Below are 24717 nucleotides of genomic sequence, written 5' to 3' on the forward strand. Positions count from 1 at the left end.
AGCCGCTTTCGCCGCCGACGAGGGAACGACGAGAGGGAGATCAGTGTCGATCGACACCCTGGAGCCGACCGGCGCCGCTGCGATCCTCGAGCACGAGGTCCGCGAGCTCGTCCGGCGGCGCGCGCTCGACCCGGTCCGTGACCGGGCCGGGCTGGAGCGGCTCGTCGCGGAGGCCGCGGCCGACTACTCCGACCGTGCCACCCGCGGCGTCGTGCCCCCGCTGGCCGATCCGCAGGGCACCGCGCGCGCCGTCGTCGACGCCCTCGGCGGGCTCGGGCCGCTGCAGCGGTACCTCGACGACCCCGAGGTCGAGGAGATCTGGGTCAACGAGCCGGCCAAGGTGTTCGTCGCCCGGCGCGGCGTGCCGGAGCTGACGACCACGATCCTCACCGCCGTGCAGGTGCGCGACCTCGTGGAGCGGATGCTCAAGGCCTCCGGCCGCCGGCTCGACCTCAGCAGCCCGTTCGTGGACGCGTCTCTGCCGGGCGGGGAGCGACTTCACGTCGTGATCCCCGACGTCACCCGGAGCCACATGGCCGTGAACATCCGCAAGCACTTGGTGCGCGCGGACCACCTCGACCACCTGGTGCGGCTGGGCTCGCTCACGCCGCACGCCGCCGCCTTCCTCGACGCGGCCGTGCGGGCCGGGCTGAACGTCCTGGTGTCCGGCGCGACGCAGGCGGGCAAGACCACCATGCTCAACGCGCTCGCCGGGTCGATCCCGTCGGGGCAGCGGGTGATCTCGTGCGAGGAGGTCTTCGAGGTGCGGTTCGCCGCGCGCGACCACGTCGCGATGCAGTGCCGCCAGCCCAGTCTCGAGGGCACCGGCGAGATCCCGCTGCGGCGTCTCGTGAAGGAGGCGCTGCGGATGCGGCCCGACCGCATCGTCATCGGCGAGGTGCGCGAGGCGGAGAGCTTCGACATGCTCGTGGCGCTCAACGCCGGGATCCCCGGGATGTGCACCGTGCACGCGAACTCGGCCCGCGAGGCCGTCACCAAGATGTGCACGCTGCCCCTGCTGGCCGGGGAGAACGTCTCGGACCGCTTCGTGGTGCCGACCGTGGCGGCGGCGATCGACCTGGTGGTGCACCTCGACGTCGCCGCCGACGGCGCGCGGCAGGTGCGCGAGGTCGTGGCCGTCACGGGCCGGGTCGAGGGCGACCGCGTCGAGACGGCCGGGATCTTCCACCGGCGGCCGGCCGACCAGGGCGGCGACCTCGTGCGGGGCGACGGGTTCCCGCCCGGCGAGGAGCGGTTCGCGCGCGCCGGCGTGGACGTGCGGTCGTTGCTCGCGGGGGGCCGCTGATGGGGGTCGTCGTCGGGCTGCTGCTCGGCGCCGGCCTGGTGTGCGTGTGGTTGTCGTGGTGGGAGCCGGCCGAGCGGTCGCGGCGCCGGGGAGGCCGGTCCGCGGCCGTGCAGGACCTGCTGGTCCAGGCGGGGGCGCCGTCGGTGACACCGGCGGCGCTGTGGTGGCTCAGCGCGACGGCCGGCGTCGTCGTGCTGCTCGCGGGGCTGGCGCTCACCCGTTCGCCGGCGATCGCCGCGTGCTTCGCGCTGATGGCCGCGGTCGCGCCGGAGTCGCTCGTCCGGGCGCGCGCCCGGCGGCGTCGCCGGGACCTGCGCGAGGTGTGGCCCGAGGTCGTCGACCACCTCGCCTCCGGCGTCCGGGCCGGCCTGTCGCTGCCCGAGGCCGTGGCGCAGCTCGGGGAGCGTGGCCCGGCCGAGCTGCGCGAGGCGTTCGCGCGGTTCGCGGCCGACTATCGCGCCACCGGCCGCTTCGGCGAGTGCCTGGACCTGCTCAAGGCGCGGCTCGCCGACCCTGTCGCCGACCGCATCATCGAGGCACTGCGGCTCACGCGCGAGGTCGGCGGCTCGGACCTCGGGCGCCTGCTGCGGACGCTGTCGTCGTTCCTGCGCGAGGACGCCCGCACGCGCGGAGAGCTGGAGGCGCGGCAGTCCTGGACGGTCAACGGCGCGCGCCTCGCCGCCGCGGGCCCGTGGGTCGTGCTGGCGTTCCTCGCCTCGCGGCCGGAGACGGCGGAGGCGTACAACTCGGCGGCCGGCGTGGCGGTGCTGGCCGCGGGCGCCGCGACCTCGGTCGTGGCGTACTGGCTGATGCGCCGTATCGGGCGGCTGCCCGAGGAAGGGCGGGTGCTGAGGTGATCGACCGATGGTTCTCCCTCGTGGGCGCGTCCGTGGGCCTGCTCGGTGGGCTCGGCGTCCTGCTCGTCGTCGCCCGGCTCCGCGCCCGCCGCGTGACGCTCGACGAGCGCCTCGCCCCGGCGCTCCGCCCCCGCGACGCCACGTCCGGACTCCTGCGCGAGCAGCCCGCGCACACGCCGTTCCCGGCCCTGGAGCGGCTCCTGGCCCCGTGGGTCGCGGACGCCGCGCACTGGTTCGAGCGGCTCGGGTCCACGCGCGCGGACGTGCGCCGCCGCCTCGACCGCGCGGGCTGGTCGGAGAGCGTCGAGGCGTTCCGCGCCCGGCAGGTCGTCTCGGCCGCGCTCGGGCTGGCGGCCGGTCTCGTCCTCGCGCTGCTGCTCGCCGCGGCCCGCGGCTCGTCCCCGGTGCCGCTCGCGGCCCTGGTGCTGCTGTGCGGGGCGGTCGGCTTCGTCCTGTGCGACCAGTGGCTCAGCCGCGCCGTCCGGCGCCGCGAGGAGCGGATGCTGGCCGAGTTCCCGACGATCGCCGAGCTCCTCGCCCTCGCGGTCACCGCCGGCGAGGGCCCGGTGCCGGCCCTGGAGCGGGTCGCGTCGACGGCGCGCGGGGAGCTGTCCGGCGAGATCTCCGCGATGCTCGCCGACGTCCGCGCCGGCGCGCCCATCGCCGGCGCCCTCACCGCCATGGCCGACCGCACGGGCCTGCCGTCGCTCACCCGGTTCGCTGAGGGCGTCGCCGTGGCCCTGGAGCGGGGTACGCCGCTCGCGGACGTGCTGCGCGCGCAGGCCCAGGACGTGCGGGAGTCCGGCAGGCGCGCGCTCATGGAGGCAGGTGGCAGGAAGGAGGTCGCGATGCTCGTCCCGGTCGTCTTCCTCATCCTGCCGATCACCGTCGTCTTCGCGGTCTTCCCCTCTCTCGCCACCCTCCGGATCGGCCTGTGACCGTGCGCGCCGACCTCCGACCCCACCGCCGCCGCGCGGTGCCACCGAAAGGACCGACCATGCAGCACGACGAGACCGAGAACCGGCCCCACGACCGCCCGGCGGAGGACGACCCGGAGCGCGGCGACGTGCCGGGCTGGGTGCTCGTGACCCTCATGACGGCGGGCCTGGTCGTCGCGCTGTGGGCGATCGCCGGCCCGCTGCTGGAGGGCGCGTTCACCCAGGCGATCTCGAGCGTCACGGGTCGCTGACATGGCGATCGGCCGGCTCCACCACCTGGTGATCGACTGCCCCGACCCGCGGGCGCTCGCGGAGTTCTGGTCGGCCGTGCTGGGCCAGGACGTCACGTACGCGGACGACGACTTCGTCGTGGTCGCGCGCAGCGACCAGAGCTCCGGGCTCGCGTTCCAGCGTGCGCCCGACCACCGCGCGCCGGACTGGGGCGACCCGGAGCGGCCGCAGCAGATGCACCTCGACGTCATGGTCGACGACGTGGGCGACGCCCACCAGCGCGTCCTCGCCCTCGGGGCGCGCCGCCTCACCGCCGCCGCGCCGGGTGCGGGGGACGGTGACGTGTACGCCGACCCGGCCGGCCACCCGTTCTGCCTGATCCCGCGCCCCGGGTGGGCGCCGCCGGTCGCCGACGAGCACCCGTGACCCGCGCGGACAGGTCGCGGCCGACGTGGTCGCGAGCGCGGGGACCGGGGTCGGGGGTCCCGGCCACGCGCGAGGACCGAGCACCCCGGGCCGGTGCGGCGGACCCCGAGGCGGGCTCGGCCGTGGCCGAGTTCGTCATGGTCGCGGCGCTGGTGCTCGCGCTGTTCCTCGGCGTGGTGCAGGTGGCGCTCGCGATGCACGTGCGGGCGCTGTCGATCGACGCGGCCGCGGAGGGCGCACGCGTGGCGGCGCGCTCCGACCGGGACCTCGCGAGCGGCGCCACCCGGACGCGCGACCTCCTCACCGCGGCGCTCGGGAGCCGGTACGCCGAGGACGTGTCCGTGCGCAGCGCCGTCCGCGACGGTCTCGACGTCGTGGAGGTCACGGTCCAGGTACCGCTGCCGGTGGTCGGGCTGCTCGGCCCGTCGGGCGTCCTCACCCTCCGCGGTCACGCGCTGGAGGAGGCGTGAGCGCGCCCGGCCCGGGCGGGGACGGCGCGACCGGGGCGGCCCCGTCGGCCGACGGCGAGCTCGATCCCGGGCTCGATCCCGGCCTCGATCACGAGGCGGGCGCGGCGCTGGTCGAGTTCCTCGGCACGGCGGTGCTGCTGCTGGTCCCGCTGGTGTACCTGGTGCTCACCGTGGCGCAGGTGCAGGCGGGGGCGTTCGCGGCGGAGGGCGCGGCCCGGGAGGCGGGCCGCGCGATGGTCACGGCGGACTCGTCGGCCGCGGGCGCGGAGCGCGCGCGGGCGGCGGCAGGCATCGCGTTCGCCGACCAGGGCTTCGACGTCGTCGACGGGTCGGTGTCCCTGGAGTGCTCGGCGGACCCGTGCCTCACGCCGGGCGCGACGGTCGGCGTGCGCACCCGGCTGGAGGTGCCGCTGCCGTTCGTGCCCGCGGGGCTGCGGGGCTGGGTGCCGCTGGAGATCCCGGTCACCGCGACGCACGTCGCGACGGTCGACGAGTACGGGCAGGCGCGCCCGTGACCGCCCGCACGGCCCGGGCCGCCCGTGGCGCGGCCGGTCGCGACACGTCCGCCCGCGTCAGGCCCGCCCGCGGGACGGGGGAGGACGGCCGCATCATGCTGCTCACGGCGGGGATGGTGGCCCTGGCGCTGATGATCGTCGGCATGGTCGCGTCGGCCACGGCGGTCCACCTGGACCGCAAGCACCTGTTCGACCTCGCGGACGCGGTCGCCGCCGACGCCGCGGACGCCACGCCGCCCGAGCGGTTCTACGCGGGCGGCGCGCCCGCCCCCGCGGGCGAGGCGATGCTCACCCTGACCGCCGCGGACGTCGAGGGGTCGGTGCGCGCCTACCTCGCCGCGCACCCGGGGGAGGCGGCGGGCCTGGACGGGCTGCGGGTCGTGGAGGCGTCGGCCCCGGACGGCCGGACGGCGCGGGTGGGGCTGGCCGCGACGTCGCACCCGCCGCTGCTGCGCTGGTTCACGGACGCGGTCGGGGGCGGGTTCACGGTCGCGGCGACGTCGTCCGCCCGTGCCGGCTGAGTGTGGAACTTCCCACACCGTCAAAGGCGCATCTGAGATGCCGATTTAGCTAGCCTGCGGGTGTGCAGCTCACCGCGTTCACCGACCTCGGACTGCGCATCGTCATGCGCCTGGCGGTGCTCGACGCCGAGGAGACCGCGACCACGCGCGCCCTCGCCGAGGAGCTGAACGTCCCCGCGACGCACGCCGCCAAGGTCGTCACGCAGCTCGGCCGGCTCGGCGTCGTCGACGCCCGCCGCGGCCGCGCGGGCGGCCTGCGGCTCGCCCACGGCGCCCGCGCCGTGTCCGTCGGGTTCGTCGCGCGCTCGCTCGAGGGCGACGGGGAGGTCGTCGAGTGCGAGGGCGCGAACCCCTGCCCGTTGCGCGGCGGGTGCCGCCTGCGCGGGGCGCTCGCCCGCGCCCGCGAGGCGTTCTTCGCCGCACTCGACCCGGTGACGATCGCCGACGTCGCCGCCGCGCCCACCCGGGACCTGCTGCTGCAGATCGGCACCCGCCCGCCCGGCTGAGACCTCCGGCGCCGACGCCCGCGCGACGACGCCGGGCGCCCACGACGGAACCACCGAAGATCAGACAGGAGTCCCTCCATGCTCACCCCCGAGTCCGCGGCCGTCGTCCGCGCCACGCTGCCCGTGATCGGCGGCGCGATCGGCGACATCACGCCGGTCTTCTACCGCCGCATGTTCGCGGCCCGTCCGGAGCTGGAGCGCGACCTCTTCAACCGCGGCAACCAAGCCCGCGGCGACCAGCAGCGGGCCCTCGCGGGGGCGATCGCCGCCTACGCGACGCTCCTCGTGGACGACGGCCCCGACCCCCGCTCGGTGCTGGCGCGCATCGCGCACAAGCACGCGTCGCTCGGGATCCTCCCCGAGCAGTACCCGATCGTGCACGAGCACCTGTTCGCCGCCATCGTCGAGGTGCTCGGCGACGCGGTCACGCCCGAGGTCGCCGCCGCGTGGGACGAGGTCTACTGGGACATGGCGGACGCCCTCGTCGAGATCGAGCTGGGCCTGTACGGCGAGACGGGCGTGGCGCCCGGCGACGTGTGGCGCACCGTGACGGTCGGCCGGCGCACGCAGGAGTCGCCCGACACGGTGTCGCTCGAGCTGGTCGCCCCGGACGGCTCGGCGCTGCCTGCCGCGCGCCCGGGGCAGTACGTGTCCGTGGCCGTGCACCTGCCCGACGGCGCGCGCCAGATCCGGCAGTACAGCCTCACCGGCGCGGGCGCGCCCGGCGCGTGGACCATCTCGGTCAAGGCGGTCCCGGCCGGCGCGGACGCCACGGGGACGGCCCCGGCCGGCGAGGTCTCGAACCACCTGCACTCCAACGCGTTCGAGGGCGACGGGCTCGAGGTGTCCGTGCCCTTCGGCGAGCTGACGCTGATCGAGGGCGAGAACCCGCTGGTGCTCGTCTCCGCGGGCATCGGGATCACGCCGATGATCGGCTTCCTGCACCACCTGCGTCGCGCCGGCACCACGCGGCGCGTCGTGGTGCTGCACGCCGACCGCTCGCCCGCGCGCCACGCGCACCGCGCCGAGCTGCGCGCCCTCGTCGACGACATCCCCACCGCCGAGCTGCACCGCTGGTACGAGGACCTGGGCACCCGCCCCGCGCAGGAACGGCTGCGCTCGGGCTACCTCGACCTCGCGGGAGTGGACGTGCCGCACGACGCGGACGCCTACCTCTGCGGCCCGGCGCCGTTCATGACGATGGTCGGGTCCGCCCTCCTGGGCCGGGGCGTCACGGCCGACCGGATCCACCACGAGGTCTTCGGCCCCGGCCAGGAGATCGCCGCGGCCTGACCCCGCGCCCTCCCCGCGGGACCGTCCGCCTGCCCGGCCTCAGCCGTCGTCGGGCAGGCGGACGAAGAGGCCGGGGTAGTCGACGACGAACCCGTCGGCGTCCACCGTGATCTCGCGCAGGAAGTCGCTGTCGCGGGACTCGTAGACATAGCGGTCGGAGGACGGCCGGGTGTACCGCTGCGGGTCGGGCGTGACCGCGAACGTCGCGCCGTCGACGTACGCGGTGACGATGTCGGCCGCCGCCTCGACCGCCAGGCCGAGGCGGCGCACCGGCAGCGTGTTCGTGAAGGGCGAGAACGACAGGTCGACGTCGACGGCGTCGGCCAGGTCCGGCCGCTCCGCACCGTCCACCCGCCAGGTGCCCGCCGCGTCGCGGTCCAGGTCGAGCTGGCGGCCCGCGGACGACCACAGGCGCAGCCCCCGGAACTCCCATCCCGGCGTGAGCTCCATCGCGTACTCGAGCCGCTCGGGCCCCAGGTCCACGAGGGAGCGGGCGCGCAGCAGGTCCTGCCGCAGGTCCAGGTCGAGGTGCTCGACGCTGCCCGTCGCCAGGCCGCGCCACCGGTACGTCGCCATGCGGTTCGCCTCCGGTCCCTCGGGCCGTGCCTGCGGTCCGGTGTCTGCCCTGCTCCGTCCAGCATGGGTCCGGCGGCCCGACCTCGCCGGGTAGATTCGCGCGCATGACCGACGACGCCCGACCCGACGACGACCGGCCTGCCGGCAAGCTCCCCGTGCGCCTGGACCAGATGTTCGACCTCGCCCGCGCCGGCACCGACCTGCTGCTGGAGTTCGTCGACGCCGGCGTCCCGGCCGACCACGCGGACGCGCACGGCAACACGCTGCTGATGCTCGCGGCGTACCACGGGCACGCGGGACTCGTCCGCGGCCTGGCCGAGCGCGGCGCAGACGTCGACCGCGTCAACGCGCGCGGCCAGTCGCCGCTCGCGGGCGCCGTCTTCAAGGGGTCCGACGACGTGGTGGCGGCGCTGCTCGCCGCCGGCGCCGACCCGGACGCGGGGTCGCCGAGCGCCCGCGACACCGCGCAGATGTTCGGCCGCGCGCTGCCCGAGGCGCCGGCCGGCGCCTGACCTCGGCGACCGGGCCGGCGCCCCGTGCGGGGCCGGTCAGGGCCGCCGGACGTCCACGAGGAACCCGACCGCGTCGGCGTCGCGCTCCGTCGTCGAGCCGAGCTCGCGCAGCGGGTGCCTCCGTGGTGCGGCGTCGCGCGCCGCGGCGGTGACCTGCAGGACCCGTTCGACGACCGCGCGCGTCTCGGAGACCTCCGCCCAGCGGTCGCCCACGACGTGCGCCTCGATCCGCCACGGGACGCGCACGCCGGGGCTGAGCGCCCGCACCCACCGGTCCTCGGCGGGGAGGTCCGCCAGCGGCAGGCGCAGCGCGCGCCCCGTGGCGAGCTCGCCCACCACGGCGAGCGCGTCGTCCGCGACGTCTGCCTCGAGATGGTCGAGCCGGTACCAGAGGCGGTCGGGCGTCGCACGGCGGGAGGTCACGCGGCCGATGATGGCAGGAGCGCGCCGCAGGGACGGGCCGGGGCGGGCCCGGCGCTCATGGCGGGTAACCTTGAACCTCGTGGCCACCATCGACTTTCCCGCAGAGATCAAGGCGCTGCGCGCCACCCTCGAGTCCATCGAGGCCGTGAGCGACCCCACCGTCCTGCAGGCGAAGATCGCGGACCTCTCCGAGCAGGCCGCTGCCCCGGACCTGTGGGACGACCCCGACTCGGCGCAGAAGGTGACCTCCGCGCTGTCCGCCACCCAGGCGGAGCTGGACCGCGTGTCCCGCCTCGGCCGGCGCATCGACGACGTCGAGACGCTCGTCGAGCTGGGGCACGAGATGGAGGACGAGGACTCGCTCGTCGAGGCCGAGGGCGAGATCGCGGCGATCCGCAAGGACCTCGACGTCCTCGAGGTCCGCACCCTCCTCAACGGCGAGTACGACGCCCGCGAGGCCGTCGTCACGATCCGGGCGGGCGCGGGCGGCGTCGACGCCGCCGACTTCGCCGAGATGCTCCTGCGCATGTACCTGCGCTGGGCCGAGCGGCACGGGTACCCGACCAAGGTCATGGACACCTCGTACGCCGAGGAGGCGGGCCTGAAGTCGGCGACGTTCGAGGTGAACGCCCCGTACGCCTTCGGCAACCTGTCCGTCGAGGCCGGCACGCACCGCCTGGTCCGCATCTCGCCGTTCGACAACCAGGGCCGCCGCCAGACGTCGTTCGCCGCGGTCGAGGTGGTCCCGCTGATCGAGCAGACCGACTCCATCGAGATCCCCGAGTCCGAGCTGAAGATCGACGTCTTCCGCTCCTCGGGCCCCGGCGGGCAGTCGGTGAACACGACCGACTCCGCCGTGCGCATGACCCACCTCCCCACCGGCACCGTCGTGTCGATGCAGAACGAGAAGTCGCAGATCCAGAACCGTGCCGCCGCCCTGCGCGTCATGCAGTCCCGCCTGCTGCTCATCCGGCAGCAGGAGGAGGCCGCGAAGAAGAAGGAGCTCGCGGGCGACATCAAGGCCAGCTGGGGCGACCAGATGCGCTCCTACGTGCTGCAGCCGTACCAGATGGTCAAGGACCTGCGCACCGAGCACGAGTCGGGCAACACGCAGGCCGTGTTCGACGGCGCGATCGACGACTTCATCGAGGCGGGCATCCGCTGGCGCCGCTCCGGCGGCGCCGACGCGGCCTGACGTCGGCCTCCCCGGGCGGGCGCCCGGACCCAGGGCACACCGGCGTGTCCTTCCTGCCACCCTCCCTGCCGGGTGCGACTCTCGGAAATCGGGCAGCCCGGTCCTGAGGTGACGTGGGCCGGTGCTGCACGGTCCACCAGGCAGGGGAAGAGGCACGTCGTGATCCGGTTCGAGAACGTCTCGAAGGTCTACGCCCGAGGGGCGCGGCCCGCGCTCGACGACGTCTCCGTCGACGTCTCGCGCGGGGAGTTCGTGTTCCTCGTGGGCGCGTCCGGCTCGGGCAAGAGCACGTTCCTGCGACTGGTGCTGCGCGAGGAGCGCCCCACCGGCGGCAGCGTGTACGTCGCGGGCCGCGACCTGTCCCGACTGTCGAGCTGGAAGGTGCCGTCCCTCCGGCGCAGCATCGGGGTCGTCTTCCAGGACTTCCGCCTGCTGCCCAACAAGACCGTCTACGAGAACGTCGCGTTCGCGCTGCAGGTGATCGGCAAGCCGCGCCACACGATCCGCACCACCGTGCCCGAGGTGCTGGAGATGGTGGGCCTGGACGGCAAGGAGAAGCGGCTGCCGCACGAGCTGTCCGGCGGCGAGCAGCAGCGGGTGGCCATCGCGCGCGCGTTCGTCAACCGGCCGCAGATCCTGCTCGCGGACGAGCCGACGGGCAACCTCGACCCGACCACCTCGCTGGGGATCATGCGCCTGCTCGACCGGATCAACCGCACCGGCACCACGGTGGTCATGGCCACGCACGACGACGAGATCGTCAACGAGATGCGCAAGCGGGTGGTGGAGCTGTCGACGGGCTCCGTCGTGCGCGACGAGGTGGACGCCGTCTACGGCGAGCGCGAGTCGATCCTGCCGCAGGTGGGGCAGACGCCCGTGCTCGACGCCCCGGGCCGCGGCGCGCGGGCCGTCGCCGCGCGCGTGCAGGTCTCGCCCGAGCCGGCCGACCTCGAGGCCGAGCGGGCCGCCGAGGCCGCGGCGGAGCGCGCCGCCGCAGAGGAGAGCACAGAGGAGAGCGTGGCGGACCACGACGACCACCACCACGACCACGACCTGGTGCCCTCGCCCGAGCAGGCCCCGGTCCTCGTGCAGGAGCCCGATCCCGAGCCCGCGCCGCCCCCCGCGCCCGGGCACCGCCACGACGCGGGGACGCCGTCGGCCGACGAGGTGGTGCAGCAGGTGCTGCGCGAGCACGAGCGCGTGCGCGCGGGACGGGAGGCCTGAGGGTGCGGCTCCAGTTCGTCCTCACCGAGGTCCTCGGCGGCCTGCGGCGCAACCTGTCCATGGTGGTGTCCGTCGTCCTCGTGACGTTCGTGTCGCTCACCTTCGTCGGCGCGGCAGCGCTGCTGCAGTCCCAGGTGACCAAGCTCAAGGGGGACTGGTACGACCTCGTCGAGGTCTCCGTCTTCCTCTGCCCGGACGGCTCCACCGCGCCGACGTGCGCCGACGGCGAGGCGACGCCGGAGCAGGTCGACGCCCTGCAGAAGGTCATCGACACCGAGCTGTCGGACGTCGTGGCCACCACGTACTTCGAGAGCAAGGCGGACGCGTTCAAGGCGTTCACGAAGCTGTACCCGGACGGGTACCAGGGCACCCAGCTCACCGAGGACGACATGCAGGCGTCGTTCCGGCTCAAGCTGGTCGATCCCGAGCAGTACCAGGTGGTCGACGACGTCCTCGAGGGCCGCACCGGCGTCGAGGTCGTGGAGGACCAGCGCGAGGTGTTCGAGCCGCTGTTCCTCGCGCTCGGTCGAGCCTCGCTGCTGGCGGCCGGCCTGGCGGGAGTGATGCTCCTGGCCGCGGTGCTGCTGATCACCACGACCATCCGGCTGTCGGCGGTCTCCCGGCGCCGTGAGACCGGCATCATGCGGCTCGTCGGCGCGTCGAACCTGTTCGTGCAGCTGCCGTTCATGCTCGAGGGCGCGATCGCCGCGCTGGTGGGCGCCCTGCTCGCCGTGGGCGGGCTGTGGCTCGCCGTCCAGTACCTGGTGACGGACTGGTTGCAGGACTCCGTCGACTGGGTGGCGTACGTGGACGTGGGCGACGTCCTGCTCATCGCGCCGCTGCTCATCGGTATCGCCGTGCTCCTGGCGGTGGTGTCGTCCGTGGTGACGCTCAACCGGTACACGAGGGTGTGAGATCGCAGATGACGACCCTGAGCACGAACCGAGGCGTCGGACGGCGCGTGGTGGGCGGCCTCGTGGCCGCGGTGCTGGTGCTGGGCGGGGCGACGACGTCGGCCACCGTGACGGCGGGCGTGCAGGCGAGGTCCGCGGCCGCCGACGACATCGACGACCAGCGGGCCGCCGCGGAGGCGAAGCAGCGGGCGAAGGAGCGCGAGCGCGACAGCCTCCAGGAGGAGCTCGAGGACACCAACGCCAAGTTCCGCCAGGCCGTGCTCGACCTCAACGAGGTCGAGGGGCGCCTCCCGGTGGCGCAGGCGGCGCTCGACGCGGCCGAGGCCCGACTGGAGGAGGCGCGCCGCAAGGCCGCGATCCTCGCCCAGCGTCTCGCGGACGCCGAGGCGGAGGAGGCCGCCGTCTCCGGCCAGATCGACGCGGGGAAGGGCAAGGTCGAGGCCGCGCGGGCCGACGTCGTGCAGATGGCGCGGCAGGCGTACCGCAACGGCGACGACACCAGCACGCTCGGCATCGTCACCGGCGCGCAGTCGACGGAGGACTTCCTGGCGGAGTTCGCCGTCTCGTCGTCGGCGGCCCGCAGCCAGGCGCGCACCCTCTCCGACCTGCAGGACGCCGAGGCGGTGGCCCGCAACCAGCAGGCCCGGCTCGACGCGATCCGTGCGGCGATCGCCGATCTCAAGCGCGAGGCCGACGCCAACGTGGTCGCCGCCGAGAAGGCCCAGCGCGAGGCGGCGGACCGCAAGGCCGAGGTCGAGCGGCTCATCGCCAAGCAGCAGAAGCTCAAGGCGTCGATCGAGTCGCAGAAGGCGAGCGCGCTCGCGGAGCTCAAGCAGAACGAGAAGGCGCAGCAGAGCCTCGAGTCCGAGCTCAAGCAGATCATCAAGAAGCAGAAGGCCCGCGACGCCCGGCTCGAGGAGCAGCGGCGCAAGGCCGAGGAGGAGGCCCGCCGGAAGGCGGCCGCCGAGCGCAAGAGCAACAGCAACAGCGGCGGTGGCGGTGGTGGCTCCAGCTCCGGCGGCGGCGGCGGGGGCGGTGGCGGCGGAGGAGGCGGTGGTGGTGGCTCGTCGTCCTCGTCCGGGTCGTTCCTCGGCTGGCCGACGAACTACCACGTGGTGACCAGCTCGTACGGCATGCGCTTCCACCCGATCCTGCACTACTGGCGGCTGCACGCCGGCACGGACATCCGCACCTACTGCGGCACGCCGATCTACGCGGCGCAGAGCGGGTACGTCGAGAAGGCGTACTACGGCAGCGGGCCCGGCAACAACGTGCTCATCAACCACGGCACGTACAAGGGCAACAACGTCATGACCCGCTACCTGCACATGACCTACGACACCGTGGGGGTGGGGCAGTACGTCGACAAGGGGCAGGTCATCGGCTACTCCGGCTCGACGGGCACCGCGGAGGCGTGCCACCTGCACTTCGAGGTGTACGTCAACGGCAGCACCACGGACCCGATGGGCGGCTGGCTGAACTGACGGGCGTCCGCGGAGGGCGGAAAAGCCCTGGCCACCGCCCGCGGCTCCCGTATCCTGGGTCGTCGCGAGACCGCGACCTCGGGAGGAGGGAACCATGTCCAGGGCCAACGGCGGAGCCAAGAAGAAGCAGGGCGACCCGCGCACGATCGTGGCGAACAACAAGAAGGCACGCCACGACTACGTGATCGAGGACGTCGTCGAGGCGGGGATCGTCTTGTCCGGCACCGAGGTCAAGGCGCTGCGCATGGGGCGGGCGTCGCTCCTCGACGGGTACGCCGCGATCGACCACGGCGAGGCCTGGCTCGAGAACGTGCACATCCCGGAGTACTTCCAGGGCACGTGGAACAACCACGCGCCGCGGCGGAAGCGCAAGCTGCTGCTCCACCGCGAGGAGATCGACCGGCTGGGCGTCAAGTCGCGGGAGAAGGGGCACACCCTGATCCCGCTGAGCCTGTACTTCCTCGACGGGCGCGCCAAGGTCGAGATCGCCCTGGCGCGCGGCAAGAAGGAGTACGACAAGCGGCAGACGCTCCGCGAGAAGCAGGACATGCGCGAGGCGCAGCGCGCCATCCGGCACCAGGAGCTCCTGGGCTGAGCCGTCGTGCGAGCGGCCCGGGCGCGGAAATAACGGCGCGGCCGGGGCGGTTGATCCTCTAGACTGGAGGACGTCGGCGCGGGTCTCCCGTGGTCGGCAGGGTCGGCAGACCCGGTTGAAAAATGCATAGGGGCTGATCGGTTTCGACGGTGGTCGTGCTTCGTGGAGAAGCGGGCCGAGGATGCAGGCTCATCTCGTTAACGACTTGCCTGCAAACTTATAGGTGCCGATAACAAGCGCACCGACTTCGCCCTCGCCGCCTGAGCGAGTCCCGAAGTCCGTGAGCCCGGGATTGCTCTCGACCCGGTAGCTCACGTCATCTAGAGAGCCACTGCTCGCCGCCCTCGTCACCGGGGCGGCGGGGACACCTAGGTGACTGGGCCCGTCCGCACCTTGTCTGCGTGAGCGCGGGGGCCGAGAAAAGCACAGCAGACTGCGCCCGGAGAAGTCCTCGAAAGGCGCCACCGGACCCGGGTTCGATTCCCGGCAGCTCCACCCCTGCGACAGGCGGGCCACCTTCTCGGTGGCCCGCCTGTCGTGCGTCCGGGGGCGTGGCCGGCCATTGCTTCGGACCCCGTACATTTCGTTAGGGTGGCCGGATGCCGTACGCCGCCGACGTCGTCCCCGCCCCCGTGTCCCTGCAGGCCGCGGGGGAGATCCTCGCCCTGCGCGACGGCGCGGAGGTCGCGGCCCACCCCGACCTCCAGCCGGCCGCCCGGTGGTGGCGGCGGGTGAGCGAGGACGCGTTCGGGCTCGACCTCGTGCCCGCTGCCCTGGCCGACGACCCTGCCGAGGACGAGGCCGACGTCGTGTTCGACGTCGCGCCGGGGCTCGCCGCGGGCGGCTACCGGCTGACGATCGACGCCGACGGTGGCCGCGCCGCCGTGCGCGTGGCCGCCGCGGACCTCGCCGGGGCGCACGCCGCGGCGCAGACGCTCCGCCAGCTCGCCGGGCCGCAGGCGTTCCGCCGCGCCGGGAGCGCGCCGCTCGCGCTGCCCGCCGTGACGGTCGAGGACGGTCCCCGGTTCGGCTGGCGCGGGGTGCTGCTGGACGTCGCCCGCCACTTCCTGCCGAAGGCGGACGTGCTGCGCTTCGTGGACCTCGCGGCCGCACACCACCTCAACGTGCTGCAGCTGCACCTCACCGACGACCAGGGCTGGCGCATGGAGGTGGAGCGCTACCCGCGCCTCACCGAGGTCGGGTCCTGGCGGCGCGAGTCCGGCGTCGGCACCTGGCGCGCGGGCCGGTACGACGGCCGCCCCCACGGCGGGTTCTACACCCGCGACGACCTGCGCGAGATCGTCGCGTACGCGCGGGACCGCGGTGTGACCGTGGTGCCCGAGATCGGCTCGCCCGGCCACGTGCAGGCGCTGGTCACCGCGTACCCGGAGCTGGCCGCCCGCCCCGGCGCGCACGAGGTGCGCACCACCTGGGGCATCAGCGAGGACGTGATCGACCCCTCGCCCGCGGCCGTCGAGTTCTTCGCCGGCGTCCTGGACGAGGTGTGCGAGGTGTTCGACTCGCCGTTCGTCGCGCTGGGCGGCGACGAGGTGCCGGTCGTGGCGTGGCGGGAGCGCCCCGACATCGTGGCGCGCGCCGCGGACCTCGGCCTCGTCGGGCCCGACGGCGAGGGGGACGTGGCGCGGCTGCACGGCTGGTTCCTCGCGCGGCTCGCGGACCATCTGCGGTCCCGCGGCCGTCGCGCGGTCGTGTGGGACGAGGCGTTCGGCCCGGACCTGCCGCGCGACGTCGTGGTGACGTGCTGGCGTGGCCACGCGGTGGCGGCGGACGCCCTCGCGGCCGGGTACGACGTCGTGATGGCGCCCGAGCAGGAGGTCTACCTGGACCACCGCGCGGCCGGCGGCGACGACGAGCCGGTGCCGGTCGGCTTCGTCCGCACGGTCGACGACGTGCGCGCCTTCGAGCCGTTCCCGGCGGGCCTGCTCGCGGCGCGGCCGGAGCTGGCGGGCGACCTGCCCGGCGCGCTGCTCGGTGCCCAGGCGCAGGTGTGGAGCGAGCACCTCGACTCCGCGCGGCGCGTCGACTACACGGCGTTCCCGCGGCTCGTGGCGTTCGCCGAGGCCGTCTGGAACCCGGCGGCGCCGGCCTTCGACGAGCGGCTGCGCGGCGCGCACCTGGCGCGGCTGGACGCGGCGGGCGTCGAGTACCGGCCGCTCGACGGGCCGCGTCCGTGGCACCGGCGGCCCGGGGTGGTCGGCTACCCGCGTGACCTGGCGACCGAGCGTGCCGCGGCCGGGTGGGCCGGGATGGGCGGCTGGGTCGAGGGCCGCGACGGCGCCGAGCCGGACGCGTAGGCGCCGGTCGGGGCCGCCGCTCAGCGGCCCGCGACGACCGGCTCGGGAGACTGGTCGGGCGCCTCGTCCGGGGCCGCGGGGAGCGGCGCGTCGGGGTGGTGCGGACCGTCGTCGGGCCCGCCCTCGGGGCCGTGCGGCGCGCCCCCGCCGGCCTCGGCCTCGGGCCGGGACCGCCGGCGCAGCCAGCGGAACCCGAGGTAGCCGAGCCCGGCGACGACGAGCCAGGGGAGCAGGACGCCGAGCACGAGGACGATCGTCTGCAGGGTCGTGACCAGCGAGTGCCAGCCCGACGCGAGCCCGCCGAGGAAGCCGCCGCGCGACTGCACCGCGTTCACCGGCTCGGGGACGATCTGCACGTCGAGCGTGGACATCGCGACCTGGTCGGAGAGGCGCTGGCGCTGGGTCGTGAGCGCGTCGAGGTCGGCCTGGCGGGTGGTCAGCTCCTGCTCCACCTGGAGCAGCTCCTCGGTGCTCCCGGCCGTCTTCATGAGGTCGCGCAGCCGGTCGGTCGACGTGGTCAGCGCGGCGATGCGGGCGTCGAGGTCCTGCCCCTCGCCGGTGACGTCCTCGGTCTGCACGTCGACGTCCTCGACGGTGCCGAGCCGGTCCAGCGCCTCCACGGCGCCGGTCATCCGGTTCGCCGGCAGCCGCACGGTCATGGACGCGGTGCCGGGGGAGTCGTTCGTGGCGGCCGTCTCGGTGCGCCGCTCCACCCGGCCGCCGGCCTCCTCCACGAGCCGGGCGAGCTTGCTCGCCGCCGCGGCGGGCTCGTCGGCGACGACGGTGGCGCTGCCGGTCGTCACGATCTCGCGCTCCGCGGCCGCACCGGCCGGATCGGCCTCCGCGAAGCTCTCGCTCGCGCTCGTCGCCGACTCGTCCGCGGAGCCGGCCGCCCGGTCGGGCACGGACGAGGCGCCGTCGCCGGAGCCGGACGAGCAGCCTGCGACGAGGAGCAGCAGCGCGGTCGCGAGGGCGGCGACGGCGGCGGGCGCGCGTCGGCCCCTGTCCGGGCGGGGGGAGGCAGGCATGGCTCCGAGCGTAGGGCGGGGGCAGGTCGCCCCTGGTCGGGACCGCGCGATCGTGACCGGACCGTGGCGAGACCGTGATCTTCACCCGCTCGCGCCCGCCCGACGCGACGGTTCGCCCCCGGTCGGGCCCGGTCGGGCCCGGTCGGGCCCGGATGCCGTGCCGCCGGACGGCCTCCGGTGGTGGCATCCGTCACGATCCGGTAACGCGCGCGCGACGGCGCCGGAGCGGATTGACAGGAGCCTTGTTAAGACGCTGTACTAACAAACATGTCCACGCCGACGACGCGCACAGCACGACGAGGTCTGGGTGCCGGCCTGCGAGCCACCTCCAAGGTGCTCCCCGAGCACGCCCGGGCGCACAACCGCTCCCTCGTGCTCCAGCACCTGTTCCACGAGGGGCCCACGTCCCGGGCCGACCTCGCCCGCGCGACGTCGCTGACCCGCGTGACGATCTCCGACCTCGTGAACGTGCTCCTCGCCGAGGGTCTCGTCGAGGAGCTCGGCGTGCAGCCGGGCCGCCGGGTCGGCAAGCCCGCGATCCTCGTCGGGATGCGCACCGACGCCTACCAGATCGTGGCCGTCGACCTGTCGGACGACGCGGTCATGCGCGGCGCCGTCATGACGCTCACCGGCGAGGCCGTGGTGCGTCGCTCGCTTCCCGTCGCGGGCCACGTCGGCGACGAGCTCGTGGACCTCCTGACGCGCTTCGCGCGCACCCTCATCTCCGCGGCCACGCGCCCCGTCATCGGCGTGGGCGTCGGGTCGCCGGGCGTCGTCGACGACGAGGGCCGCGTCGTCGAGGCCCCGAACCGCCAGTGGTACGACCTGCCGCTCGGCGAGCTGCTCACCGACCGGCTCGCCCTGCCCGTGCACGTCGCCAACGACGCCAACTCCGCGGCGCTCGGCGAGTACACCTACGGTGGCGCCGCCGACTCGATGCTCGTCCTCACCGTCGGGCAGGGCGTGGGCGCCGGCGTGATGGTCGACGGCTCCCGCGTGCACGGCTCCGCCGACGCCGCCGGCGAGCTGGGCCACGTGACGGTCGTCGACGACGGCGAGCTGTGCGCCTGCGGGCGCCACGGCTGCCTCGAGACCGTGCTCGGCGTGCCGGCCCTGCGTCGCGCCGTCGCCGGGCTGGGCCCGGCCGAGGCGGACGAGGCGCTCGCCGGCGTCGGGCGCACGCTCGGTGCCGCCCTCGCGCCCGTCGTGGGCGCGCTGAACCTGGCCGAGGTGCTGCTCAGCGGCCCGGCCGACCTGCTCGACGGCGCGCTGCGCACCGCCGCCCTGCAGACCCTGACCGACCGCACGATGCCGGCCACCGCGGCCGGACTGCGGCTCCGGATGGCCACGCTCGACGAGGACGTCGTCCTCGCGGGTGCGGCCGTCCTGGTGCTCGCCGCCCAGCTCGGGGTCTCCTGACCTCCTGCCGGACGACCGCACCGAGGGCGCCGATCCTGGCGCCGACCTGCACAGATCGAGAGGAATCCCCAGTGAAGAGGACCCGTGTCGTCGCCACCGGCGTGGCGACGAGCCTGACCCTCGCGCTCGCGCTCGCCGCGTGCGCGCCCGCCGACGAGGAGGGTAACGGCGACAACGGCGGCACCCCCGAGGCCGGCAACATCACCCTGTGGCTCGCCGGCGCGGACACCAGCGACGAGCTGCGCAAGTACCTCGTCGACACGTTCGCCGAGGAGAACCCCGGCTCGAAGCTGACGATCGAAGAGCAGGACTGGACCGACCTGGTCACCAAGCTCACGACCGCGCTGCCCGACGCCACGAACACCCCGGACGTCGTCGAGATCGGCAACACGCAGGCTCCGACGTTCACCTACGCCGGCGCCTTCCGCGAGATCTCGCCCGAGCTGTACCAGGAGCTGGGCGGCGACAAGCTGCTCCAGTCCTTCGTCGACGCCGGGTCGATCGACGACACGAAGTACGCGCTGCCCTACTACTACGGCTCGCGCTTCATGTTCTACCGCAAGGACATCTGGTCGAAGGCCGGCCTCGAGGTCCCCAAGACGCTCGAGGAGTTCGGCGACTCCGTCAAGGAGCTGACGACCAAGAAGCGGTCCGGCTTCGCGATGGGCGGCCAGGACTGGCGCAACGGCATCTCCTGGGTCTTCGCGAACGGCGGCGAGCTCGCGGTCAAGGACGGCGACACGTGGACCTCCACGCTGTCCGACCCGAACACCGTCAAGGGCCTGGAGCAGTGGCAGGACGTGTACGAGAACGCGTCCAACCTCCCCGCCACCGCCAAGGACGAGGCGTACTGGGACTTCATCAACGACGGCACCGACGGCGAGGCCCCCTCGGGCGCGACGATCATGGCGCCGGGCTGGGCCCGCTGGTCCATCGGTGACCTGACGAAGGGCGACGACGGCAAGGAGGTCCGCGACGGCATGGCGGACGACTCCACGTTCGACATCTTCACGCTCCCGGGCGTGGACGGTGGCGTCGCCCCGGTGTTCGCCGGTGGCTCGAACCTCGCCGTGTCGGCGAAGTCGCAGCACCCGGAGCTCGCCGAGAACCTGCTGAAGATCGTCTACTCGGACGAGTACCAGACGATGCTCGCCACGAACGGCCTCGGCCCGGCCAACTCGGACTTCGACAAGCTCATGACGGTCGACGCCGACGGCAACCCGAACAAGTTCGGCGAGGCCGCGGTGGAGTCCGCCCAGGCCTCCAAGCTGACCCCGGCCGCGCCGGGCTGGGCCGCCGTCGAGGGCGCCTCCGTCTACGAGGAGATCTTCCAGAAGATCGCCGAGGGCGGCGACGTGACGGCCATCGCGAAGCAGTACGACGCGAAGCTCACGCCGATGCTCAACGGCCAGGCGGGCTGACCTTCTCAGCCCCCGCCCCCGACGGGCGGAGCGGTGCCACCGAGACCGGTGCCGCTCCGCCCGTCACCCACGACCCCGGGAAGGAGGACCGCATGACCACCTCGACGCCGCCCGCGTCCACCATCGCGATCCGCCGTCGGCGCCAGCCGGCCACCCCCTACCTCCTGCTGATCCCCGCGGTGCTGATCCTCCTGGTCGGCCTCGGTTACCCCGTGTACTGGCAGGTCGTGACCTCGCTGCAGGAATACGGGATGATGCAGCAGTTCGGCGCGCCCCCGACCTTCGCGGGCCTCGACAACTACGCGCGCATCTTCACCGACGACCGTCTCTGGACCGTCGTCTGGCGCTCGGTCCTCTTCTGCCTGGTGAACGCGTTCCTCACGGTGGCGATCGGCCTCGGCCTCGCGCTGCTGATGAAGACGGTCCACGGCGCCGTGCGCATCGTCATGCAGGTCGTGCTCCTGCTGGCCTGGGCCACGCCGCTCGTGGCCGCGGTGACCGTCTTCCGCTGGCTGTTCGACTACCGCACCGGTGTCGTCAACTGGGTGCTGGTGCAGCTCGGCCTGGAGCAGTTCCAGGGGTACGCGTGGTTCGCGCAGCCGAGCACGTTCTTCATGGTCGCGACCATGGTCATCGTGTGGATGTCCGTCCCGTTCGTGGCGATGTCCCTGTACGCCGGCCTCACGCAGGTCTCCGAGGAGGTCCTCGAGGCCGCCCGGCTCGACGGCGCCCGCCCGGCGCAGATCCTGCGCCACATCCTGCTGCCGCTGGTGCGCCCGGTGCTCGCCATCGTGCTGCTGCTGCAGATCATCTGGGACCTGCGCGTCTTCGCGCAGATCCGCCTGCTGCAGGACGCCGGGGCGCCGATCTCCGAGACGAACCTGCTGGGCAACTTCATCTACGAGCTCGGCATCGGCAGCCAGGACTTCTCGGGCGCCGCCGCCGTCTCGATCTTCGTCCTGCTGCTCACGGTGCTGCTCGCCGCGCCGTACGTCCGCAGCCTCATGAAGGAGGACGCCGCATGACCGCCGCGACCGAGACCGCCCCGCGGGTCACCGCGGCCGCGGCCCGGGAGGACCGGCCCGTCACCCGTCGGGCCCGGCCCCGCCTGAGCAAGGTCCTGCTCGGCGTCCTGGGCATCGCGGTGTCGCTGGTGTGGGCGTTCCCCGTCTACTGGATGCTGCTGTCGGCCGTCACGCCGGCCGCGCGCCTCAAGGCGAGCACGCCGAGCTTCCTGCCCACGCACTTCACGCTCGCCAACTTCTCCAGCGTCCTGACGGGCTCCGGGTTCGGCGGCGCGCTGCGGATGAGCCTGATGATCACCTGCGTGACCATCGTGCTGGTCCTCGCGTTCGCGTTCCTCGCGGCCCTGGCCATCAGCCGCTGGCGCTTCCGCGGCCGGACCAGCTTCGTGCTGGCGGTGCTGTTCATCCAGATGCTGCCGGCCGAGGGCCTGTTCATCGCGCAGTACAAGATGCTCTCGTCGGTGGGGGAGAGCACCCCGATGCTCGGCCTCAACTCCGTGCTCGGCATCTCGATCCTCTACACGGCGACCCTGGTGCCCTTCACGATCTGGATGCTGCGCGGCTTCGTCGCGGGCGTCCCCGCGGAGCTGGAGGAGGCGGCCATGGTCGACGGGCTGTCCCGCACCAAGGCCTTCCTGCGGATCACGTTCCCGCTGCTCGCGCCGGGCCTCGTCGCGTCGGGGGTGTACGCGTTCCTCCAGGCGTGGAACGAGTTCACGACGGCGCTCGTGATCCTGCCCGCCGAGAACCGGCAGACCCTGCCGATCTGGCTGCGCAGCTTCCTGTCGGCGTCGGCCAACCGGGGGATCGACTGGGGCGAGGTGATGGCGGCCTCCACCCTCATCGCCGTCCCGGTGATCGTCTTCTTCCTCTTCGTGCAGGGCCGGATGACGTCCGGCCTGGTCTCCGGGGCGGTGAAGGGCTGACGTGGACGCAACCCTGATCGCCGGGCCCACCGTCGGGCTCGACATCGGCGGCACCAAGACGCTGGCCGTCCTGCTGGACGCCGACGGCAACGCCGTGGCCCAGGCGCGCCTGGCCACCGAGCGCGGCCCGCGCGGCGTGGTGGCGGGCGCCGCCCGCGCCGCCCGGCAGGTCGCGCAGCAGTCCGGCGTCGCCGTCGCCGACCTCGTCGGCGTGGGCGTGGGCATGCCCGGCCTCGTCGACCCGGACGCCGGCACCGTCCGCCACGCCGTCAACGTCGGCGTCGACGCCACGCCGCTCGCGCTCTCGCGGCTGCTCGGCGCCGAGCTGGGGGGACTCCCCGTCGGCCTGGAGAACGACCTCAACGTCGCGGCGCTCGGCGCCGCGCACCTCGAGGCCGCCGCCACCGGCAGGCCGCCGTCGACGATCGACCTCGCCTTCCTCGCGCTCGGCACCGGGCTCGCCGCGGGGCTCGTCCTCGACGGTCGGCTGCGGCGGGGCGTCGGCGGCGCGGCGGGCGAGATCGGGCACGTGCCCGTCGACCCGGCCGGCCCGGTCTGCCCCTGCGGGCAGCGGGGGTGCCTGGAGCTCTACGCCTCCGGCACCGCCGTGGCCAGGCTGTGGCCGGCCCGGACCGGGCGCCCGGCGCCCGTCGAGCTCTTCGAGGCCGCCGAGCGCGGCGTCCCCGGGGCCGTCGAGGTCCGCGACGCGTACGCGTCGGCGGTCGCCGCGGCGGTCCGGATGCTCGTCCTGACGGTCGACGTGCCGCAGGTGGTGCTCGGCGGCGGGGTGGCCCAGCTCGGCCAGCCGCTGCTCGACGCGGTCCGCGCCGCCCTCGCCCGCGAGTCGCTGGCGTCCGGCTTCCTCTCCTCGCTGGGCCTCGCCGACCGGGTCACGCTCGCCGCGGGCCACGTGCCCGTGGGCGCCGTGGGCGCGGCGGTGGTGGGCCGGTCCGTGGCCCGCCCTCTCGCCGGGCCGGTGGCGTCGTGAGGCGCGGCACGGCCGTGCGGGCGTGGTCGAGCCTCGTCGCGGGCGGCGTCGTGCTCGCCCTGACCGGGTGCTCCGCGCTGGGCTCCGACCCGAAGGAGACGGTCGCGGACTCCGACCTCACCCTGTGGCTCGTCGGCACGGACACCACGCCCGAGCTGCGCGAGTACCTGGTGACCACGTTCGAGGACGAGCACCCCGGGGCCACGCTGACGATCGAGCAGCAGGAGTGGGGGACCCTCGTCGAGGACCTCACCCAGGCCCTCGACGACCCGGCGACCACGCCGGACGTCGTCGAGATCGGGAACACGCAGTCGCCGACGTTCACCACCTCCGGCGCGTTCCGCGAGATCTCGCCGGACCTGTACGAGGAGCTCGGCGGCACGAAGCTGCTGCAGTCCTTCGTCGACGCCGGGTCGGTCGACGGTCGGCACTACGCGCTGCCGTACTACTTCGGCTCGCGCTACGTCTTCTACCGCAAGGACGTCTGGGACGCCGCCGGGTTCGAGAAGCCGAAGACGCTCGCCGAGTTCGGCGAGCGGGTCAAGGCGCTCACGGACGACGACCACGCCGGCTTCGCGATGGGTGGCCAGGACTGGCGCAACGGCATCTCCTGGGCGTTCGCGACGGGCGGCGAGCTCGCGGTCAAGAAGGGCGACGACTGGGTCTCGACCCTGTCGGACCCCCGGACCGTCAAGGGCCTCGAGATGTGGCAGGACGTGTACCGCAACGCGTCGTACCTGCCGTCGACGGAGAAGGACGTCTCGTACTGGGACTTCCTCAACGACGGCGTGGAGGAGGCCCCGCCCGCCTCGGCCACGATCATGGCGCCCGCCTGGGCGCGGTGGTCGATCGGCGACCTCGTGCGCAACGACGAGGGCGAGCTGGTGCGCGACGGCATGAAGGACTCCTCCACGTTCGACATCTTCGCCCTGCCCGGGGTGGACGGCGGCCTGGCGCCGGTGTTCGCCGGCGGGTCCAACATCGCGATCTCCGCGACGTCGCCGCGGCCCGACCTGGCCGAGGACGTGCTGCGCGTCGTCTTCTCGGACGAGTTCCAGACCCGCCTCGCCGCGAGCGGCCTGGGCCCGGCCAACGCCGACGCGCAGGAGGCCATGAAGGGCGACAAGTTCGGCCGCACCCTGGTGCGGACGGCGGTCGCGTCGAAGCTCACCCCCGCGGCGCCCGGCTGGGCGTCGATCGAGGAGGAGGGCGTGTACGAGGACCTGTTCGGCCGGATCGCGGACGGCGGCGACGTCGAGGCGCTGGCGCGGGAGTTCGACGCCCGCCTCACGCCGATGCTCAACGCGCCCGCCGCGCAGCCGGAGGACTGAGGGGAGCCCGGCGACGGCCGGGCTCCCGCCATGATGTGATGCCGTGGGCGCCCTCGGGCGCCCACGGACGCGAGGACGGCCCGCCCGCCGGGCCGCACGAGAGACTGGAGCCCCGCATGGAAGTCGTGATCGCCCCCGCCGAGGAGCTGGCCGTGCTGGCGGCCGACGCGATCGAGACCCTGCTGCGCCGCGACCCGGCCACGGTGCTGGGGCTGGCGACCGGGTCGAGCCCGTTGAAGGTGTACGACGAGCTGGCGCGCCGCCACCGCGAGGAGGGG

Annotated in this window: 25 protein-coding genes, 1 other RNA gene and 2 pseudogenes; 25 read left to right on the forward strand and 3 right to left on the reverse strand. The window is 74.2% G+C overall.

The window, feature by feature from the left end:
- Window positions 1–43: 43 nt before the first annotated feature.
- The 10 genes from ACFU5J_RS19085 (at window position 44) to ACFU5J_RS19130 (ending at window position 7063) form a co-directional block, all read left to right on the forward strand.
- The gene (locus ACFU5J_RS19085) at window positions 44–1306 is read left to right on the forward strand and encodes a CpaF family protein (protein WP_430579771.1); all 1263 of its coding nucleotides are present in this window, start codon (window positions 44–46) and stop codon (window positions 1304–1306) included.
- The gene (locus tag ACFU5J_RS19090; protein ID WP_430579772.1) at window positions 1306–2163 is read left to right on the forward strand and encodes a type II secretion system F family protein; all 858 of its coding nucleotides are present in this window, start codon (window positions 1306–1308) and stop codon (window positions 2161–2163) included. Before ACFU5J_RS19085 ends, ACFU5J_RS19090 begins: the two co-directional genes overlap by 1 nt.
- The gene (locus ACFU5J_RS19095; protein ID WP_430579773.1) at window positions 2160–3101 is read left to right on the forward strand and encodes a type II secretion system F family protein; all 942 of its coding nucleotides are present in this window, start codon (window positions 2160–2162) and stop codon (window positions 3099–3101) included. Before ACFU5J_RS19090 ends, ACFU5J_RS19095 begins: the two co-directional genes overlap by 4 nt.
- A 59-nt stretch (window positions 3102–3160) precedes the next feature.
- Window positions 3161–3352 (forward strand): hypothetical protein, encoded by a 192-nt coding sequence (locus ACFU5J_RS19100; protein WP_430579774.1) that lies wholly within the window; start codon window positions 3161–3163, stop codon window positions 3350–3352.
- Between the two features lies 1 nt (window position 3353).
- Window positions 3354–3758: a VOC family protein gene (locus ACFU5J_RS19105; protein ID WP_430579775.1), complete on the forward strand. Its 405-nt coding sequence runs from the start codon at window positions 3354–3356 to the stop codon at window positions 3756–3758.
- A 122-nt stretch (window positions 3759–3880) separates the two neighbouring features.
- Window positions 3881–4228, forward strand: coding sequence for a TadE/TadG family type IV pilus assembly protein (locus tag ACFU5J_RS19110; protein ID WP_430574971.1), 348 nt, complete (start codon window positions 3881–3883; stop codon window positions 4226–4228).
- Complete coding sequence (locus ACFU5J_RS19115) at window positions 4225–4743, forward strand: pilus assembly protein (RefSeq protein WP_430579776.1); 519 nt, start codon at window positions 4225–4227, stop codon at window positions 4741–4743. The genes ACFU5J_RS19110 and ACFU5J_RS19115 overlap by 4 nt, the downstream gene beginning before the upstream one ends.
- The gene (locus ACFU5J_RS19120; protein WP_430579777.1) at window positions 4740–5264 is read left to right on the forward strand and encodes a hypothetical protein; all 525 of its coding nucleotides are present in this window, start codon (window positions 4740–4742) and stop codon (window positions 5262–5264) included. Before ACFU5J_RS19115 ends, ACFU5J_RS19120 begins: the two co-directional genes overlap by 4 nt.
- A gap of 62 nt (window positions 5265–5326) precedes the next feature.
- Window positions 5327–5770 (forward strand): RrF2 family transcriptional regulator, encoded by a 444-nt coding sequence (locus ACFU5J_RS19125; RefSeq protein ID WP_430579778.1) that lies wholly within the window; start codon window positions 5327–5329, stop codon window positions 5768–5770.
- 78 nt (window positions 5771–5848) lie between these two features.
- Window positions 5849–7063 carry a globin domain-containing protein gene (locus tag ACFU5J_RS19130; RefSeq protein ID WP_430579779.1) on the forward strand — a complete coding sequence of 405 codons (1215 nt, stop codon included), beginning with the start codon at window positions 5849–5851 and terminating at the stop codon, window positions 7061–7063.
- A 39-nt stretch (window positions 7064–7102) separates the two neighbouring features.
- Here ACFU5J_RS19130 and ACFU5J_RS19135 read toward each other — a convergent pair whose 3' ends face one another.
- Window positions 7103–7639 carry a putative glycolipid-binding domain-containing protein gene (locus tag ACFU5J_RS19135; protein WP_430579780.1) on the reverse strand — a complete coding sequence of 179 codons (537 nt, stop codon included), beginning with the start codon at window positions 7637–7639 and terminating at the stop codon, window positions 7103–7105.
- A gap of 104 nt (window positions 7640–7743) precedes the next feature.
- On the opposite strand from ACFU5J_RS19135, the gene ACFU5J_RS19140 reads away from it, so the two are divergent.
- Window positions 7744–8151: an ankyrin repeat domain-containing protein gene (locus ACFU5J_RS19140; protein ID WP_430579781.1), complete on the forward strand. Its 408-nt coding sequence runs from the start codon at window positions 7744–7746 to the stop codon at window positions 8149–8151.
- A 36-nt stretch (window positions 8152–8187) separates the two neighbouring features.
- Here ACFU5J_RS19140 and ACFU5J_RS19145 read toward each other — a convergent pair whose 3' ends face one another.
- Window positions 8188–8574 carry a hypothetical protein gene (locus ACFU5J_RS19145; RefSeq protein ID WP_430579782.1) on the reverse strand — a complete coding sequence of 129 codons (387 nt, stop codon included), beginning with the start codon at window positions 8572–8574 and terminating at the stop codon, window positions 8188–8190.
- A 79-nt stretch (window positions 8575–8653) separates the two neighbouring features.
- Here ACFU5J_RS19145 and prfB point away from each other — a divergent pair, with 79 nt between their 5' ends.
- From prfB to ACFU5J_RS19180, 7 genes and pseudogenes are all read left to right on the forward strand, one after another.
- A complete protein-coding gene (gene prfB / locus ACFU5J_RS19150; protein ID WP_430574979.1) occupies window positions 8654–9769 on the forward strand; it encodes a peptide chain release factor 2 in 1116 nt (371 codons plus the stop codon).
- A 159-nt stretch (window positions 9770–9928) separates the two neighbouring features.
- Window positions 9929–10606: pseudogene (gene ftsE / locus ACFU5J_RS19155) on the forward strand (cell division ATP-binding protein FtsE); the annotation flags it as partial.
- A gap of 389 nt (window positions 10607–10995) precedes the next feature.
- Window positions 10996–11907: a permease-like cell division protein FtsX gene (gene ftsX / locus ACFU5J_RS19160; protein WP_430574980.1), complete on the forward strand. Its 912-nt coding sequence runs from the start codon at window positions 10996–10998 to the stop codon at window positions 11905–11907.
- Between the two features lie 8 nt (window positions 11908–11915).
- Entirely contained in the window at window positions 11916–13391 is a 1476-nt protein-coding gene (locus ACFU5J_RS19165) for a peptidoglycan DD-metalloendopeptidase family protein (protein ID WP_430579783.1), read from the forward strand.
- A gap of 94 nt (window positions 13392–13485) precedes the next feature.
- Window positions 13486–13986 carry an SsrA-binding protein SmpB gene (smpB, locus tag ACFU5J_RS19170; protein ID WP_380243402.1) on the forward strand — a complete coding sequence of 167 codons (501 nt, stop codon included), beginning with the start codon at window positions 13486–13488 and terminating at the stop codon, window positions 13984–13986.
- Window positions 13987–14115: 129 nt separating this feature from the next.
- Window positions 14116–14484: a transfer-messenger RNA gene (ssrA, locus tag ACFU5J_RS19175) on the forward strand.
- 101 nt (window positions 14485–14585) lie between these two features.
- Window positions 14586–16301 (forward strand): beta-N-acetylhexosaminidase, encoded by a 1716-nt coding sequence (locus tag ACFU5J_RS19180; RefSeq protein WP_430579784.1) that lies wholly within the window; start codon window positions 14586–14588, stop codon window positions 16299–16301.
- Between the two features lie 20 nt (window positions 16302–16321).
- On the opposite strand, the gene ACFU5J_RS19185 is transcribed toward ACFU5J_RS19180, so the two are convergent.
- Window positions 16322–17329, reverse strand: coding sequence for a DUF4349 domain-containing protein (locus ACFU5J_RS19185; RefSeq protein WP_430579785.1), 1008 nt, complete (start codon window positions 17327–17329; stop codon window positions 16322–16324).
- Between the two features lie 267 nt (window positions 17330–17596).
- Here ACFU5J_RS19185 and ACFU5J_RS19190 point away from each other — a divergent pair, with 267 nt between their 5' ends.
- The 7 genes and pseudogenes from ACFU5J_RS19190 to ACFU5J_RS19220 form a co-directional block, all read left to right on the forward strand.
- Window positions 17597–18748: an ROK family protein gene (locus ACFU5J_RS19190; RefSeq protein WP_430579786.1), complete on the forward strand. Its 1152-nt coding sequence runs from the start codon at window positions 17597–17599 to the stop codon at window positions 18746–18748.
- 71 nt (window positions 18749–18819) lie between these two features.
- A complete protein-coding gene (locus tag ACFU5J_RS19195) occupies window positions 18820–20169 on the forward strand; it encodes an extracellular solute-binding protein (protein WP_430574985.1) in 1350 nt (449 codons plus the stop codon).
- A 92-nt stretch (window positions 20170–20261) separates the two neighbouring features.
- A complete protein-coding gene (locus ACFU5J_RS19200; RefSeq protein ID WP_430574986.1) occupies window positions 20262–21194 on the forward strand; it encodes a carbohydrate ABC transporter permease in 933 nt (310 codons plus the stop codon).
- Window positions 21191–22120, forward strand: coding sequence for a carbohydrate ABC transporter permease (locus tag ACFU5J_RS19205; protein ID WP_430574987.1), 930 nt, complete (start codon window positions 21191–21193; stop codon window positions 22118–22120). Before ACFU5J_RS19200 ends, ACFU5J_RS19205 begins: the two co-directional genes overlap by 4 nt.
- Window position 22121: 1 nt before the next feature.
- Window positions 22122–23108, forward strand: coding sequence for an ROK family protein (locus ACFU5J_RS19210; RefSeq protein ID WP_430574988.1), 987 nt, complete (start codon window positions 22122–22124; stop codon window positions 23106–23108).
- Complete coding sequence (locus ACFU5J_RS19215) at window positions 23105–24439, forward strand: extracellular solute-binding protein (protein ID WP_430579787.1); 1335 nt, start codon at window positions 23105–23107, stop codon at window positions 24437–24439. Before ACFU5J_RS19210 ends, ACFU5J_RS19215 begins: the two co-directional genes overlap by 4 nt.
- A 116-nt stretch (window positions 24440–24555) precedes the next feature.
- Window positions 24556–24717, forward strand: a pseudogene (locus tag ACFU5J_RS19220) (glucosamine-6-phosphate deaminase); the annotation flags it as partial.

The sequence above is a fragment of the Isoptericola sp. NPDC057559 genome, from assembly GCF_042801555.1.
Lineage (GTDB): Bacteria > Actinomycetota > Actinomycetes > Actinomycetales > Cellulomonadaceae > Isoptericola.

Excerpts from the sequence above, each read along its gene's own strand:
- ACFU5J_RS19090 (WP_430579772.1), top strand. The coding sequence starts at position 1,306 with ATGGGGGTCGTCGTCGGGCTGCTGCTCGGCGCCGGCCTGGTGTGCGTG.
- ACFU5J_RS19100 (WP_430579774.1), top strand. The coding sequence starts at position 3,161 with ATGCAGCACGACGAGACCGAGAACCGGCCCCACGACCGCCCGGCGGAG.
- ACFU5J_RS19105 (WP_430579775.1), top strand. The coding sequence starts at position 3,354 with ATGGCGATCGGCCGGCTCCACCACCTGGTGATCGACTGCCCCGACCCG.
- ACFU5J_RS19130 (WP_430579779.1), top strand. The coding sequence starts at position 5,849 with ATGCTCACCCCCGAGTCCGCGGCCGTCGTCCGCGCCACGCTGCCCGTG.
- ACFU5J_RS19135 (WP_430579780.1), bottom strand. The coding sequence starts at position 7,639 with ATGGCGACGTACCGGTGGCGCGGCCTGGCGACGGGCAGCGTCGAGCAC.
- ACFU5J_RS19140 (WP_430579781.1), top strand. The coding sequence starts at position 7,744 with ATGACCGACGACGCCCGACCCGACGACGACCGGCCTGCCGGCAAGCTC.
- ACFU5J_RS19165 (WP_430579783.1), top strand. The coding sequence starts at position 11,916 with ATGACGACCCTGAGCACGAACCGAGGCGTCGGACGGCGCGTGGTGGGC.
- smpB (WP_380243402.1), top strand. The coding sequence starts at position 13,486 with ATGTCCAGGGCCAACGGCGGAGCCAAGAAGAAGCAGGGCGACCCGCGC.
- ACFU5J_RS19180 (WP_430579784.1), top strand. The coding sequence starts at position 14,586 with ATGCCGTACGCCGCCGACGTCGTCCCCGCCCCCGTGTCCCTGCAGGCC.
- ACFU5J_RS19185 (WP_430579785.1), bottom strand. The coding sequence starts at position 17,329 with ATGCCTGCCTCCCCCCGCCCGGACAGGGGCCGACGCGCGCCCGCCGCC.
- ACFU5J_RS19190 (WP_430579786.1), top strand. The coding sequence starts at position 17,597 with ATGTCCACGCCGACGACGCGCACAGCACGACGAGGTCTGGGTGCCGGC.
- ACFU5J_RS19200 (WP_430574986.1), top strand. The coding sequence starts at position 20,262 with ATGACCACCTCGACGCCGCCCGCGTCCACCATCGCGATCCGCCGTCGG.
- ACFU5J_RS19205 (WP_430574987.1), top strand. The coding sequence starts at position 21,191 with ATGACCGCCGCGACCGAGACCGCCCCGCGGGTCACCGCGGCCGCGGCC.